The following is a 13539-nucleotide window of genomic DNA, read 5'->3' as shown; positions in this document are numbered from 1 at the left end:
GTCAGGGGAGAGCGTCCTCACCCGCGGCACCCCGGCGAGTCCCCCCGAACCCGGGCGACAGCCCGAGCCGTCCCTCCAGCTGCCCCAGCAAATCCCCCAGCAGCGCGCTGAGTTGGCCCTGGCCGTCCTCGTCGAGCCCCGCGAGGACCACGGTCTCGTAGGCGAGTTGGTCGGGCAGGATCGAGTCGACCAGGTCGCGGCCGGCGTCGGTCAGGCCGACGTGCGAGACACGGCGGTCACGGGTGTCCACGCGCCGGTCGACCAAGTCCCGCTCCTGCAACTGCTTGAGGCGCTTGGTGACGGCGGCGCCCGAGGAGAACGTCTCGCGGGCCAGTTCGCCCGGGGTCAGTTCGTGACCGGTGCGGCGCAGCGCCCCGAGCAGATCGAACTCGGGCCGGGTCAGGCCGACCCGGCGCAACGGCGCATCCTCGGCCTGCTGCAGCAGGGCCGCGCACCGGTTGATACGACCGATGACCTCCATCGGCCCGGTGTCGATGTCCGGCCGCACGGCGTGCCACTGCCGCACGACGGCGGCGACGGTGTCGCGGGGGGCGTCGGCCGCGCCGGAGCCCGCCGCGGAGCTGCCCCCCGGGGGCGCGGCTTTCCTTGGCGTGGGGCCGTCGGTGTGGTTCCTCATGTGCTCCTGTCCTCGCCCCTTCTCGTCACCCGGCTCATCACGCCCGTACGCGTTCGCCGTGCTCCAGGCCTCGTACCGTCGCCGCGAGCGTACGGTGTCCGGCCTGCTCGGCGGCCAGCACCCGCTGCTCCGGCAGGGCGCGCTGCCACCATTCGCCCGCCGCCGCGTCGCGGGCGGTTCGCAGGTCCACGAGCGCGGCGGTCAGGCCGCGGCGCGCCGGGCGCAGGGTACCGGGGGTGGGGAGCGGGGCCGCCAGGGCCTGTTCGGCCTGGGCGCGGGCCCGGTCCGTGGCGTCGATGGCCAGCTCGATGTGGTCGGCGGCGCGCCGGTTGGTGACCGCGATCGCCGCGACGACGCCGAGCAGCGCGCCGACGAGCGTGTCCACGACCCGGTCGAGCATCAGCTCTCCGGGCGCCTGGAACCGTGCGAACTCGGTGACGAGGAGCGCCATCGGCGTGACGCACACACTGCCCAGCCAGTAGTTGCGGCCGATCAGCGCCTCCGCCCCGAAGGCGAGCGCCAGGCAGCAGACGATCAGCGCGGCGTGGCTGAGGTGGGCCAGCGGGGCGATCGCGGCGAAGGCGAGTACTCCGACGAGGTTGCCGACCACGCGCTGCACTCCTCTGTTCCAGGTGAGCGTGACGTTGGCCTGGTAGAGGGACGCCGCCGTGACCAGCGCCCAGTAGGGGCGGCCCACGCCCAGGGCCAGCGACGCGTAACCCGCGAGCGCGCAGCCGACCGCCGTGCGCAGCGCGATGGGCAGCAGGGGTGATCCGGGGCCGATGCGCCGCCACAGGGAGACCCTGTCCGACTGCGCAGCCGCCAACTCCACCTCTACCCCTAGGAGTTCGTCGTCCGCAGCATCTCGTACGCCGCCGGGGCGCGGCACCGCTCCCGTGCCGCGCAAACCTGCCGCCCAGGAACGCAGCTGCGCGGGGTCCGCGGCGGACGGCGCCGCCAGGGCTTCCTCGGCGCGGATGACCAGGCGCTCCAGGGCGCGGCGTGCCGCGGTGCGGGCACCGGCGGCGAGCAGTGACTGCCACGCCGCGTGGACGGCCGCTGCCGCAGCGGGGCGGGCGCGCTCACGGCCGGGGCCCGCGGCCTCGACGTACGCGGCCGCCGCCCGCAGGGCCCGCGCGGCGGCCCGGCGTTCGGGGCCGTGCGGGCGGACCAGGGCGGGGGCCATGCCGACCAGCCAGGCCACGGCCCCCGCGCCGAGCGTCAGGGCGAGGTGGCCGGGGACCTGTTCGATGGCCTGCGGCGCGAACAGCGTGGCGGAGCTGATGAATGTGAAGATGAGGTGGCCGGGCGGGCCGATGCGGGTGGCGTCGCAGAGCGTCTTCTGAGCGGCGGCGAGCAGCGCGCCGACCGCCACGAGCACCGCCGCCGACGAGGTCAGCGAGGCGGCCACCATCGCGATGCCGACGCCGGCGAGCATGCCAAGCACGACTCCGGCCAGGGCGCGGCCCCGCGCGGCGTACGGGAGGTTGTGGGTGTAGAGGGCGCAGAACGAGCCCGCCATCGTGTACATGACGAGGTCGAGGCGGCCGAGCGCGAGGAGCGTCAGATTCGGTATCGCGGTGGCGACGACCACGCTCGACGCGGGCTTGAACCAGATGTCGGACGGCTTGCCCGGACGCAGCACACCGGCGAGCGGGAGGCGACGGACGCGGAGGGGGTTGGAGTGGCTGGAGGAACGGGACGGGCTGGACGTACCGGATGGGCCGGATGGGCCGGATGGGCCGGATGGGTCGGATGGGCCGGATGGGTCGGGGGGAGGTGGCGGTGTGCTGCTACTGCTCATGGCTAGAACATTAGCAAGTGTTTTACTCGGAAATCATTTCGCCCGCACCTTCCGCCCCCTTCGCGCTCCCCGCGTACACCCGTGCGCTCGCATACGAAGACCCGTGCGAGGGCATCGACCCGACGACACCGTCGATCGGGGAGGTGCGCGGTGCACGGACCGGCGCAGGCCGGCTGGCTGCTCGTCGCGCTGTGCGCGGCGACCGGGTCCTACTGCCTGCTGCGGATGCGCAGCAGGGTCGAGGCACAGCGCAGGGCGGCGGGCGGCGAGGCGCTCATGGGGTTCGGGATGGCGTTGATGGCCCTGCCCGCGGCCGTCCTCGCCCCGCCACGGTGGGCCTGGCTGGGGTACGCGGCCGTGTTCGGCGCGGCTGCGCTGCGCGCGCTCTGGGCCGCCCGCCTTAATCGGCACCACCTGCACCACCTGGTCGGCGCCGGCGCCATGGCCTACATGGCGGTGGCCATGACCGCGACACCCGCCGCGCACGCGGGCCACGGCGGTGGAGGCGGTGGCGGTGGCGCTCCGGTGCTGACCGGAGTCCTGCTGCTGTACTTCGCCGGGTACGTGCTGTGGTCGGGGGCCCGCCTCTTGCCCGTACCGACGCTCGCGACGGCGGACGGGGGCGGTAGCGGTGGCGGTGGCGGGGCGGTCACGGGGTGGGCCGACCGGACGGAACTGGCGATGGCGTGCAGGCTGGCGATGGGGATGGCCATGATCGCGATGCTGCTGACGCTCTAGGGGGTTCGTGGGGCACCCAGGCGCAGAGGCCACGGGAGCCGCCGGGCCGCGAGGCCGCCGAGCTGGCGAGCCGCGGAGCCCCTGCGCCGTAGGGGGCGATAACCCGCGATCGGCCGTGGCGTGCGTCACTTGAGGCGATAGGCCATACCCTCCGACAGCGCCGCCCTCATAGTCTTGACGCATGTTGCTCCCCGTTGCGCTGTTGCTGCTGGGCGCCCTCACCGCCGTCGTCGCCCCGCGCCTCCTCGCACGCGCCGACTGGCCGGAGCGTGAACCGGTGGTCGCGCTGTGGGCGTGGCAGTGCGTCGTGGCGGGCGTGCTCATGTGCTGCGCGCTGTCGATGACCCTGAGTGCCGCCGCCGCGTGGCAGGCCGTGCGCGGCCATGTCTTCGCTCCCGCCCCGCACGACGTCGTCGAGGCGTACGCCCTCGGGGCGGGCGGGTCCTGGGCTCCCGCGACGGCCGTGGCGCTGGCCCTCGGCGGGGTGTGGACCGCGGCAATGCTGACCCGGGAGATCGCCCGTGCTCGGTCGAGGCGCCGCAAGGGACGCGCCGAACTCCTCCTGCGCGCACCACTGTTGCCCGGCGAGGAGCCCGGCGCCGACCGTCTCGTCGTCCTGGAGGGGGAACGCCCCGACGCCTGGTGGCTGCCGGGGGCGGCGCCGCAACTGGTCATCACCACGGCCGCGTTGCAGCGCCTGAAGGGCCGTCAGCTGGATGCGGTGCTCGCCCATGAGCAGGGGCACGCGCAGGCACGGCACGACTGGCTCCTGCACTGCTCGGGCGCGCTGGCCACGGGGTTCCCGCAGGTGCCTGTCTTCGCCGCGTTCCGGGACGAGATGCACCGCCTGGTCGAGTTGGCCGCCGACGACGTGGCCTCGCGGCGCTTCGGACGGCTCACGATCGCCCTGGCGCTGGTCGAGCTCAACGAGGACCGCGGCGTCTTCGGCCCCTGCCCGACGCCGCAGGCACACGTACCGCAGCGAGTACACAGGCTCCTCGCGGCCCGCCCCCGGCTCACCGCGGGTCGGCGACTGCGCCTGACGGCCGCCGCGGCGCTGGTCCCGGTGGTCCCGCTACTGGTGACGTTCGTCCCGGGTTTGCACGCACTGGGGTAAACGGCGCGCCGCCTCCGGGGGCCGCACGCGACCGCCTCGGGCTGAGGCTGCCGGGCTGCCGGGGCACACCACCGGAGGCCAGTACATAGCCGCCCTCGAAACTTGCCTGCCTTAGCTGTGCATAACGGGGTACACCGCCTACCACCAGAATCCGATGCACCGCCGCCCCTCACACCGAGGCCCCCGGAGCCTCACGCACCGGGGTAAGCACCCACCGCCGGAGGCCGGTGCGAGCCTCGGCCCGGACCGAGGTTCGCACCGCGGGACCGCACCCCGGGATGGCCTCCGGCACCGTCCATCAACGAGGATTTCCCCATGCACCCCGCCGCACCGCTCGACTCACCGCCCGGTCCGCCCCGCCCGTCCCGACCGCGAAGGCCCCGCGCCCCGCTCGTCGCCGGGCTGCTGTGCGTCCCCGCGCTCCTGCTGATCATCCTGGTCGAGCTGGAGTGGGGCCCGCTCGGCACCGTCGACGGCGACATCGCGCGCACCACGCACCGCTGGGCCGTGGCGAACGACGGCCTCACCCACGCGAGCCGCATCCTGACCGACTGGGTGTGGGACCCGTGGACGATGCGCGCCCTGATCACCACGGCCGTGCTGTGGCTCGCCTTCCGCGGGGCGCACTGGCTCGCCCTGTGGCTCGCGGTCACCTGCGCGGTGGGCACGGTGGTTCAGCAGGGCCTCAAGGCGGCGGTCGACAAGCCGCGCCCGACGTGGCCGGACCCGGTGGACTCCGCGCACTTCGCGGCGTTCCCCTCGGGGCACGCCATGACGGCGACGGTGGTCTGCGGCCTCCTCCTGTGGCTGCTGCGCGTGTACGGCGTCGGTCCCGCCGCGTGGCGCACGGCAGTCGCACTCGCCGTGGTCTCCGTCGTCGGGGTCGGCGTGACCCGCATCTGGAACGGCGTCCACTGGCCCTCGGACGTCGTCGGCGGCTGGCTCCTCGGCGCGCTGACGGTCGCCCTCGCGATCGCCACGTACGCGTACCGCCCGGGTACTCGCCCAGGCACTCGCCCGACCGAAACGCCCTGACGAAGCCGGGACCCGCCGCTCCCCCGCACGACGCCCGGTATCGCCCAACACCCCCGCATCCGAGCGCACTTGACCGGCGCTCGGGCGTCGCGGAGGATCCCTGGATGACGATCAAGGGCGTGCTCTTCGACTTCTCCGGGACCCTGTTCCGTAGCGAGTCCACCGAAGCCTGGCTGCGGGCCGTGCTTCAGGAGGCGCAGGTACCGCTTCCTGCCGCCGAGTTCGAGCGGCTCGTGGCCGCTCTGGAGCGAGCCGGCGCGCTGCCGGGCGGCGCGCGACCCGAGGTCGTTCCCGAGCGTCTCGCCGAGTTGTGGGCCCGGCGCGACCGCAGCGCCGCACAGCACCGCGCCGCGTTCACCGCCCTCTCGCGCGAGATCACGCTGCCCGATCCACTCCTGCACGACGCCCTGTACGAACGCCATATGCGACCGGAGGCCTGGGCCCCCTACCCCGACGCGGCCGAGGCGCTCGGCGGGCTCCGTGAACGGGGTGTCGGCGTCGCCGTGATCAGCAACATCGGCTGGGATCTGCGGCCCGTCTTCCGCGACCACGGCCTGGACGCGTACGTCGACGCGTACGCCCTGTCGTACGAGCACGAGATCCAGAAGCCCGACGCCCGCCTGTTCGCGCTCGCCTGCGAGGAGCTCGGCGTCTCTCCGGAGGACATCCTGATGGTCGGCGACGACCGGCACGCGGACGCCGGCGCCGCCGCGCTCGGCTGTACGGTCCACTTCGTCGACCCTCTGCCCGTGGACCGGCGGCCGGAAGCTCTGCGACCCGTCCTCGGCCTCGTCGACCGGAGCTGAGTGCCGGGGCCGAGTCCGCGTCCGGGAGGTCAAGGGTTGCCGAGCGGCGGCCAGCAGCCGCAAGTCACGACCGGTAGTTCTCGACCTCGGCAGCCGGCCGCACCCGCGCCTCGTCCGGGTTCTCGCCGAACTCCGCCTTCGCGCGCCGCTGGCGCAGCAGGTCCCAGCACTGGTCTAGTTCACGCTCGAGCACGCCGAGCCTCGCGCGCTCCGTGGCCTCGTCGATCGCGCCCGACGCCAGTGATTCCCGCAGCGTCCGCTCGTCGTCGACCATCGACGCGATCCGGGACAGAATCTGCTCTTGATCCATCTCAGTACGCCTCCTCGGCCCCCCGGCCCACTGTAAGGAGGGTTCGGCCGATCGGCACCTGTGAGCAGGCAACACTCCCCCGCGGTGTTGCCTGCCCCAGGCAGTACCGGACACGAGTCGACCACTGTGGGTCTCGGCCCGCGCCACGCTGAGTATACTGGCTGCGAGCCAGTCAACGCAGGAGTTACAGGATGTCCCCGCGTAGCGCATCGGTCAATGAAGAGTTGCGAAGGCGGTCCAGGGAACGACTCCTGCAGGCCACGGTCGAGCTGGTGAGCGAACGCGGCTATGAGGCGACGACACTCGGCGACATCGCGGACCGCGCGGGCTCGGCCCGCGGCCTGGTGTCCTACTACTTCCCCGGCAAGCGTCAGCTCCTGCAGTCCGCGGTGCACCGCCTGATGCATCGCACGCTCCGGTCGGCACTGGAACGCGAGCCGCTGAGCACGGACGGGGACGAGCTCCTGGCCCGTGCCATCGACGCGATTCTGGGCCTGGCCCGTGACCAGCCCTTGCTCATGCGCACGCACATGGCGGGCATCCTGCAGGCTGACGGGTTCGTGCGCTGCCCGGAGCAGCAGCACCTCGCCGAACTGCTCCGCGACACCGTCGTACGGCATGGGTCGCCCGACGTGGACACCGACTATCCGCTGCTGCGCGCTCTGCTGATGGGCGCGGTCTTCGCGGTGCTGCTCCCGGGGGCGCCGATGCCCGCCGGCGCGCTGCGGGCCGAGCTGTTCCAGCGGTACGGGCTCGCGTGGGAGCTCGGGGTCCCGCCGGGCGAGGAGCCGCCCGGCGGGACACATGCGCGAGTCGCCGATCAGGCCGCGCAGGAGACGCGGTCCGGCCGGCGATCCACGGAACGGTCCACTCAGTCGAAGTAGTCCGGCTGGGTCTGGACGTTGAGCTCACGGACGCGGACCCGCTCGGCGGGATCCGTCCGCTTGTCGTCGATCTTCAGGACGTCGAAGCCCTTGGCGATGTCGTTCGAGTAGACGTAACCGTTGTAGTAGTACGCCGACCAGGAGCCGCCGGTCTGGATCGCGTCGGTGCTGAGGGGACCGCGCTCGAAGTAGCCGATCTCCTTCGGCTTCGAGGAGTTGGTGAAGTCCCAGACGGAGACGCCGCCCTGGTACCACGCCTGGACCATCAGGTCCTTGCCCTTGACCGGGATCAGCGAGCCGTTGTGGGCCACGCAGTTCTCGGTCGCGGCCTGGTGGCGCGGAATCTTGTAGTAGCTCTTGAAGACGAGCTTGCGGTGGTCGCCCTTGCCCTTGATGTCGTAGATGCCGTTGGCGCCGCGCTCCGGGCCCGTGGCCTCGTCGCAGGTGGCGGCGCCACCGCCGCCCAACTCGTCGGTGAAGACGACCTTGTCGGCCCGCTGGTTGAAGGTCGCCGAGTGCCAGAACGCGAAGTTCTTGTTGTCCTGGACCTGGTCGATGACCTTGGGCTTCTCGGGGTTCTTGATGGAGAAGAGGATGCCGTCGCCCATGCAGGCGCCCGCCGCGAGGTCCTTGGAGGGCAGCACGGTGATGTCGTGGCAGCCGGTCGTCTTGGAGACGCCCGGGTTGGTGGGCCCGCCCGGGTTGCCGCCGCCGTCAGGGCCCTCACCCGGGAAGAGCACGGGGAAGTCGACGACCGCCGCCTTGTGCGGGGCCTTGCGCGGCACCTTGATGATGGAGATGCCGTCGTGCGGGGGCTGGCAGTCGGGGAACGTGGCGCTCGGCGAGTACGAGGAGACGTACACGTAGACGTTCCGCTTCTCCGGCACCAGCGTGTGCGTGTGCGAGCCGCAGGCGGTCTCGACGGCGGAGACGTACCTCGGGTTCCGCTTGTCGCTGATGTCGAAGACCTTCATGCCCTCCCACGAGGACTTCTCGGTCGCGGGCTGCGTGGTGCTGTTGCAGGAGCTGTCGCTGCGCGAGGAGTCGGTGGAGAGGAAGAGCAGGTCCCCGGAGACCGTGATGTCGTTCTGCGAGCCGGGGCACAGGACTTGGGAGACGGTCCGCGGCTTCTTCGGGTTGCTGATGTCGAAGATGCGGAATCCGTCGTAGTTGCCCGCGAAGGCGTACTTCCCCTGGAAGGCGAGGTCGGAGTTGGTTCCCGGCAGCGCGTCCTTGGGGATGTTGGCGAGATGCTTGATGTTTTTCGAGTGCACGATCTCGTCGGGCGCGGGTATCTCGCCGCTCTTGATGGCCGCCCTGGCGTCGGCGGCGTCGCTCTTCGACACGCTCTTGGGCGCGGCCGGCGAGTCGCCCGGGTCGGGCGTCGCTCCGGCGGGCGCCGCGCTGAACAGCGCGGCGATCAGACCGAGCGCGGCCGCGCCGACGCCGAAGCGTCTGCGCCGTGTTCGGGGATTGTTCAACAGGGTCACTGCGTCCTCCCTAGTCGCCGTTCGTAGTTGAACGGTTCACGGACACCCCGCAGTATCGTGCTCATCATGCACAGATCAACAGGTGGCAACACATCTGTAATGAAAGTTTTTGATCACCAACGCACGTAAGCGTGCTAGGACGGTCCCCAACTCCCCCGCACGCCACAGGAGGCAGCCGTGCACCACCGCCGTACGCCCGCCGTCACCGTGTTCCTCACTGCCGCCGTGCTGGCGCTCGGTGCCTGCGACTCAGGTGGCTCCGACGCCGGTTCCGAGCCGGGGAAGAAGGCGGCCCCCGGCCCCTCGGTGATCGCTCCCGGCAAGCCGGGCGAGAGCGCCGAGACGATGTCCGCCGAGGACGCGGCCAAGCAGAGAACCGACGACGACGCCCCCAACTCGGCGGACTTCACCTACGCGCAGATGATGATCACGCACCACGGTCAGGCCCTGAAGATGACCGAACTGGCCCCGAAACGCGCCGAGTCCAAGAAGGTCAAGCGCCTCGCCGACCGCATCTCGGCCGCGCAGCGTCCCGAAATAGGCGCCATGAAGGGCTGGTTGAAGAACCACGGCGGCCCGAAGAAGCAGCCCGGTCACGACCACGGGACGATGCCGGGCATGGCCACCGAGGGGCAGTTGAAGCAGCTGAGCGCGGCGAAGGGCAAGACATTCGACGAGCTCTTCCTGAAGCTGATGATCACGCACCACAACGGCGCGGTCACGATGGCCACGGACGTGCTCTCGGACGGCAACAACATCCAGGTCGAGGAGATGGCCAACGACGTGATCGCCCAGCAGACGACGGAGATCGGCCGGATGCGCGAGATGTGAGGCACGGTACGGGACGTCAGGTGTGGCTCCGGCCTGCGGCGACCCTCTCGTGGTCGCGGCGCGGCAGGAGCAGCGGGGTGGCGAGGATGAGGACCCCGGCGATCCCGACGGCGGTGCGCGGTCCGGTGAGGCCGGCCAGCAGGCCCCACAGAGCGGTCATGGCCGCGATGGAGAGCTTGCTGGTGACCGACCACGCGGACAGGGTGCGGGCGACACGGTCGGCCGGCGTGTGGTCGAGCCGGTAGGTGGCGAACACCGGGTTGAACACGCCGGAGCACGTGATCAGGCCGAACTCGACGACGATGACGAGTACGAGCCCGGCGACGCCGGGGCCGATGAAGGCGAGCCAGAGCAGCCAGCAGGCCCGCAGCGTCCCGGCCGTGCGCAGGACGCGGTGCCTCCCGAACCGCTCGACCAGCGGCCCGGCCAGCCGCGAGCCGATCAGGCCGCCGACGCAGGGCACGGCGAAGGCGAGGCCGTACTGCCAGGGCGCGAAGCCCAGTTCGCCGACCATGAGGACGATCAGCAGCGGCGAGGTCGCCATGATCAGTCCGTTGTTCAGGACCGTGTTGAAGAACAGCGGGCGCAGCGCCGGGCCCGCCAGGATGTAGCGCCACCCGTGCAGCAGGTCGCCCGCCCGGAAGCGGGGGGTGGGCCCGGAGCGCACGGGGTGCGGCTCCTTGTCGCCGATCGCGCGGACCCCCAGGGCCGAGAGGAGATAGCTGACGGCGTCGGCGACCACCGTCATCACCGGACCGAAGAGTCCGATCGCGGCCCCGCCCAGCGGCGGCCCGAGCACCAGGGCGGTCCAACTCGTGGACTCCAGGCGGCCGTTCGCGACGAGCAGCTGATCCGGCCGTACGAGCGCCTTGAGGCAGGCGCCGCTCGCCGCGCCGAAGGCGATGTCGGCCGCCCCGACCACCACCGCCACGGCAAGGAGCTGACCGAAGCCGAGCAGCCCGAGCGCGTACGCGGCGGGGACGCTGAGCAGCGCCGCGCACCGGACCAGGTCCATCGCGATCATCACCGACCGCTTGCGGCGGAACTCCACCCACGGTCCGAGCGGCACCGCCACCACCGCGCCCACGGCGAACCCCGCCGCCGCGAGCACCGACACCTCCGTCGGACCGGCGTCCAGGGCCAGGATCGCGATGAGGGGGAACGCGTCGAACGCGAGCCGCGTACCGAACACGCTGACCGTATAAGCCGCCCACAACCATCCGAACTGCCGCCCGAGGGACCGCCTGGCCTCCGTGCCCGGTGTCACTGCCACCCCTCGCCGCCGCTCGAACAACCTCACCTTGACCTGCGGCATCCAAACCGGCGACGGGCCCGCGGGTCAAACGGGTGTCTAACGGCGGTTGTGGCGGGGCGGCAGCGTGCCCGCGTCCCGGGCGGCCGCGATGAGCTTGAGGGACCTGCGGCGGCTGCGGCCGGTCGCCCGCATCACCGCGAGCACGGGGTCACGACCGTCGGCCTGGGCCGCGCGATACTCCTGCGCCGCCATCAGCCGCCCTTGTCGTCCGCGGGGCCAGGGCGGACGGGCACGTCGTACGGGTGGCGGGTCCTGGGAGAAGGTGTCGCCCGGTTGCCGCGCCTCGGCGTGCAGGGCCTCCAGGGTGATCCGCCCCTCCGTCACCACGGCCCGCGCGTCGACGGCGACTCCGTCACCGAAGGTCAGGCGTACATGAAACGAGGGCAGACAAGGATCATTCGGTCGATAGTGATCAGAAACGCCAAGAAAGGGGCTTTCTAGCACAATCAAAAGGTAGCCGTGCGATCGCATTAGGTCACGAACGGCACGCAGGGCCCGCGCGAGGGCCCGGCCCCGGAGCAGGCGCCCGGAGCAACGCACCCCTCACGGCGTCTCCCCGTTCACGCACAAGGGTGCGATGCTGAAGTCATCCCCGAGGCCGCCTCGCGGAAGGAGCACCGCCGTGCTGCAGGTCGCCGTCGTCGGATCGGGCCCGAGCGGGGTCTACACCGCACAGTCCCTCGTCCAGCAGGATCTCGTGCCCGGGGTGCGCGTCGACGTCATCGACCGGCTCCCCTGCCCGTACGGGCTCGTCCGTTACGGTGTCGCGCCCGACCACGAGAAGATCAAGTCCCTCCAGAACAACCTGCGTACGGTCCTCGAACACGACCGTGTCCGCTTCCTGGGCGGCATCGAGATCGGTCCCGGCGGCCTGCCCACCGCGCGGCTGCTCGACCTCTACCACGCGGTGGTCTACTGCGTGGGCGCGGCGGCGGACCGCAAGCTGGGCGTGCCGGGTGAGGATCTGCCGGGGAGCCATTCGGCCACGGAGTTCGTGTCCTGGTACAGCGCGCACCCGGACGCGACGGCCGACGGTTTCATCGAGGGCGTGGAGTCCGCCGTGGTCATCGGCGTCGGGAACGTGGCGGTGGACGTCGCCCGGATGCTGGCACGCGGCGTGGCCGAACTGCGGCCCACCGACATGCCGCAGCCGGCGCTCGGCGTGCTCGCCGGGAGCCGGGTGCGCGAGGTCCACATGGTGGGGCGTCGCGGCCCTTCGCAGGCGCGCTTCACCACCAAGGAGCTGCGCGAGCTCGGCTCACTGCCGGACACCGAAGTGATCGTGGATCCCGCGGAGTTGGCGCTCGATCCCGCGTACGCCGACCCCTCAGGACTGCCCGCGGTGGGCCGCCGCAACATCGAGGTGATGCGCGGCTGGGCCGAGCGCCCCGCGCGGAATCTGCCGCGCAGCATCCGGCTCCGGTTCTTCCTGCGTCCGGTGGCCGTGACGGAGGCGGCGGGGCGCGTCGGCGGGGTGCGCTTCGAGCGGACGCTGCCGGACGGCCTCGGCGGGGTGACGGGCAGCGGGCGGTACGAGGACATCGCGGGGCAGCTGGTCCTGCGCTCGGTCGGCTACCGCGGGGTGCCCATCGACGGGCTGCCGTTCGACCCCGGGCTCGGCACGGTGCCGCACGTGGCGGGGCGGGTGCAGCGGGAGGGCGCCGCGTCCCCGGGCGAGTATGTGGCGGGCTGGATCAAGCGGGGGCCGACGGGCGTGATCGGGACCAACCGCCCATGCGCCAAGGAGACAGTGCTCTCCCTCCTCGCGGACGCCCCGGCACTCGTACGGAAAGGGGTGCCCGAGGATCCGCTGCTCGCGCTGCGCGAGGCGGGCCTGCGCCCCGTCGAGTGGCAGGGCTGGCAGGCGATCGAGCGGGCGGAGGCGGAGTTGGGCGCGGGGCTCGGCCGCGGGCCGGTGAAGATCCCGGACTGGGCGGGACTGTTTGGCGCTGCGCGGGGCGTGAGCAGTGAGCGGTGAGCGGGCCGGGACTTTGACCGCAGGCCGGTGGGGGCTTGTCGCGCCCACGCGGCGGAGCCGTATATGTCACAGCCCCGCGCCCCTTACGGGGCGCCTGTTCGCTCCGCTTGTGCGGCTGCCGCGGTGAGGACCGTCTCCAGCAACCCCGGGAACAGCGCGTCCAGATCCTCTCGGCGCAGCCCGTTCAGCTTTGCCGTTCCTCGGTAGATCTGCTGGATCACGCCGCTTTCGCGCAGCACCCTGAAGTGGTGGGTGCTCGTGGACTTCGTGACGGGCAGGTCGATCTGCGAGCAGGAGAGTCCGTCGAGGCCGGGCTCGCACCCGGCGAGCTGCCGCACGACCCGCAGGCGCATCGGGTCCGACAGCGCGTGCAGCACACCCTCGATGCGGATCTCCGCACGCGCCGGATGGTCGAGCGCACGGCTGTTGAGGGGTGCGGCGGTCGTCATGACGGCTCCACTTCGTCCGGGCTTCGCGTCGGGGCTCGCATCGGGGCTTCACGTCTTCTCGAAGGCTCCATAGTACGAGAGTCATCGTAGTTTGACATTCGCCGTACTACGAGGTCTATCGTGCGAGCCGTACCGAAGCCGAAGA

At 71.8% G+C, this 13539-nt stretch carries 14 protein-coding genes; 7 read left to right on the top strand and 7 right to left on the bottom strand.

The window, feature by feature from the left end; translation table 11 throughout:
• Position 1: 1 nt before the first annotated feature.
• Both ACIBCK_RS07315 and ACIBCK_RS07310 read right to left on the bottom strand, forming a co-directional pair.
• Complete coding sequence (locus ACIBCK_RS07315) at positions 2-637, bottom strand: MarR family winged helix-turn-helix transcriptional regulator (RefSeq protein WP_399387592.1); 636 nt, start codon at positions 635-637, stop codon at positions 2-4.
• Between the two features lie 37 nt (positions 638-674).
• A complete protein-coding gene (locus ACIBCK_RS07310; protein ID WP_399387590.1) occupies positions 675-2282 on the bottom strand; it encodes an FUSC family protein in 1608 nt (535 codons plus the stop codon).
• 309 nt (positions 2283-2591) lie between these two features.
• Here ACIBCK_RS07310 and ACIBCK_RS07305 point away from each other — a divergent pair, with 309 nt between their 5' ends.
• From ACIBCK_RS07305 to ACIBCK_RS07290, 4 genes are all read left to right on the top strand, one after another.
• A complete protein-coding gene (locus ACIBCK_RS07305) occupies positions 2592-3179 on the top strand; it encodes a DUF5134 domain-containing protein (RefSeq protein WP_399387588.1) in 588 nt (195 codons plus the stop codon).
• Positions 3180-3360: 181 nt separating this feature from the next.
• The gene (locus ACIBCK_RS07300; protein ID WP_399387586.1) at positions 3361-4296 is read left to right on the top strand and encodes a M56 family metallopeptidase; all 936 of its coding nucleotides are present in this window, start codon (positions 3361-3363) and stop codon (positions 4294-4296) included.
• A gap of 315 nt (positions 4297-4611) precedes the next feature.
• Positions 4612-5331 carry a phosphatase PAP2 family protein gene (locus ACIBCK_RS07295; protein WP_399387584.1) on the top strand — a complete coding sequence of 240 codons (720 nt, stop codon included), beginning with the start codon at positions 4612-4614 and terminating at the stop codon, positions 5329-5331.
• 104 nt (positions 5332-5435) lie between these two features.
• Complete coding sequence (locus ACIBCK_RS07290; protein WP_399387582.1) at positions 5436-6137, top strand: HAD family hydrolase; 702 nt, start codon at positions 5436-5438, stop codon at positions 6135-6137.
• Between the two features lie 64 nt (positions 6138-6201).
• On the opposite strand, the gene ACIBCK_RS07285 is transcribed toward ACIBCK_RS07290, so the two are convergent.
• Positions 6202-6447, bottom strand: a complete 246-nt coding sequence (locus ACIBCK_RS07285) for a DUF2630 family protein (RefSeq protein ID WP_367039390.1) — start codon at positions 6445-6447, stop codon at positions 6202-6204.
• A 191-nt stretch (positions 6448-6638) separates the two neighbouring features.
• On the opposite strand from ACIBCK_RS07285, the gene ACIBCK_RS07280 reads away from it, so the two are divergent.
• The gene (locus tag ACIBCK_RS07280) at positions 6639-7331 is read left to right on the top strand and encodes a TetR/AcrR family transcriptional regulator (protein WP_399387580.1); all 693 of its coding nucleotides are present in this window, start codon (positions 6639-6641) and stop codon (positions 7329-7331) included.
• On the opposite strand, the gene ACIBCK_RS07275 is transcribed toward ACIBCK_RS07280, so the two are convergent.
• Entirely contained in the window at positions 7319-8821 is a 1503-nt protein-coding gene (locus ACIBCK_RS07275; RefSeq protein WP_399387578.1) for an LVIVD repeat-containing protein, read from the bottom strand. The genes ACIBCK_RS07280 and ACIBCK_RS07275 overlap by 13 nt on opposite strands.
• Before the next feature lie 177 nt (positions 8822-8998).
• Here ACIBCK_RS07275 and ACIBCK_RS07270 point away from each other — a divergent pair, with 177 nt between their 5' ends.
• The gene (locus tag ACIBCK_RS07270; protein WP_399387576.1) at positions 8999-9652 is read left to right on the top strand and encodes a DUF305 domain-containing protein; all 654 of its coding nucleotides are present in this window, start codon (positions 8999-9001) and stop codon (positions 9650-9652) included.
• 16 nt (positions 9653-9668) lie between these two features.
• On the opposite strand, the gene ACIBCK_RS07265 is transcribed toward ACIBCK_RS07270, so the two are convergent.
• Both ACIBCK_RS07265 and ACIBCK_RS07260 read right to left on the bottom strand, forming a co-directional pair.
• Positions 9669-10925 (bottom strand): MFS transporter, encoded by a 1257-nt coding sequence (locus tag ACIBCK_RS07265; RefSeq protein WP_399387574.1) that lies wholly within the window; start codon positions 10923-10925, stop codon positions 9669-9671.
• 78 nt (positions 10926-11003) lie between these two features.
• Positions 11004-11411, bottom strand: a complete 408-nt coding sequence (locus ACIBCK_RS07260) for a DUF6214 family protein (protein WP_399387572.1) — start codon at positions 11409-11411, stop codon at positions 11004-11006.
• A gap of 178 nt (positions 11412-11589) precedes the next feature.
• Here ACIBCK_RS07260 and ACIBCK_RS07255 point away from each other — a divergent pair, with 178 nt between their 5' ends.
• Entirely contained in the window at positions 11590-12945 is a 1356-nt protein-coding gene (locus ACIBCK_RS07255) for an FAD-dependent oxidoreductase (RefSeq protein WP_399387571.1), read from the top strand.
• Positions 12946-13028: 83 nt separating this feature from the next.
• On the opposite strand, the gene ACIBCK_RS07250 is transcribed toward ACIBCK_RS07255, so the two are convergent.
• Positions 13029-13394, bottom strand: coding sequence for an ArsR/SmtB family transcription factor (locus tag ACIBCK_RS07250; protein ID WP_399387569.1), 366 nt, complete (start codon positions 13392-13394; stop codon positions 13029-13031).
• Positions 13395-13539 lie beyond the last annotated feature (145 nt).

Origin of the sequence: Streptomyces sp. NPDC051218 (assembly GCF_044455475.1) — a bacterium.
GTDB lineage: Bacteria > Actinomycetota > Actinomycetes > Streptomycetales > Streptomycetaceae > Streptomyces.
Note: the sequence above shows the minus strand (reverse complement) of the source record. Positions and strands in the feature narration are given on the sequence as shown.

Bases quoted from the DNA above. Each gene is read 5' to 3' on its own strand.
- ACIBCK_RS07300 (WP_399387586.1), top strand. From the start codon at position 3,361: ATGTTGCTCCCCGTTGCGCTGTTGCTGCTGGGCGCCCTCACCGCCGTC.
- ACIBCK_RS07295 (WP_399387584.1), top strand. From the start codon at position 4,612: ATGCACCCCGCCGCACCGCTCGACTCACCGCCCGGTCCGCCCCGCCCG.
- ACIBCK_RS07290 (WP_399387582.1), top strand. From the start codon at position 5,436: ATGACGATCAAGGGCGTGCTCTTCGACTTCTCCGGGACCCTGTTCCGT.
- ACIBCK_RS07280 (WP_399387580.1), top strand. From the start codon at position 6,639: ATGTCCCCGCGTAGCGCATCGGTCAATGAAGAGTTGCGAAGGCGGTCC.
- ACIBCK_RS07285 (WP_367039390.1), bottom strand. From the start codon at position 6,447: ATGGATCAAGAGCAGATTCTGTCCCGGATCGCGTCGATGGTCGACGAC.
- ACIBCK_RS07250 (WP_399387569.1), bottom strand. From the start codon at position 13,394: ATGACGACCGCCGCACCCCTCAACAGCCGTGCGCTCGACCATCCGGCG.
- ACIBCK_RS07315 (WP_399387592.1), bottom strand. From the start codon at position 637: ATGAGGAACCACACCGACGGCCCCACGCCAAGGAAAGCCGCGCCCCCG.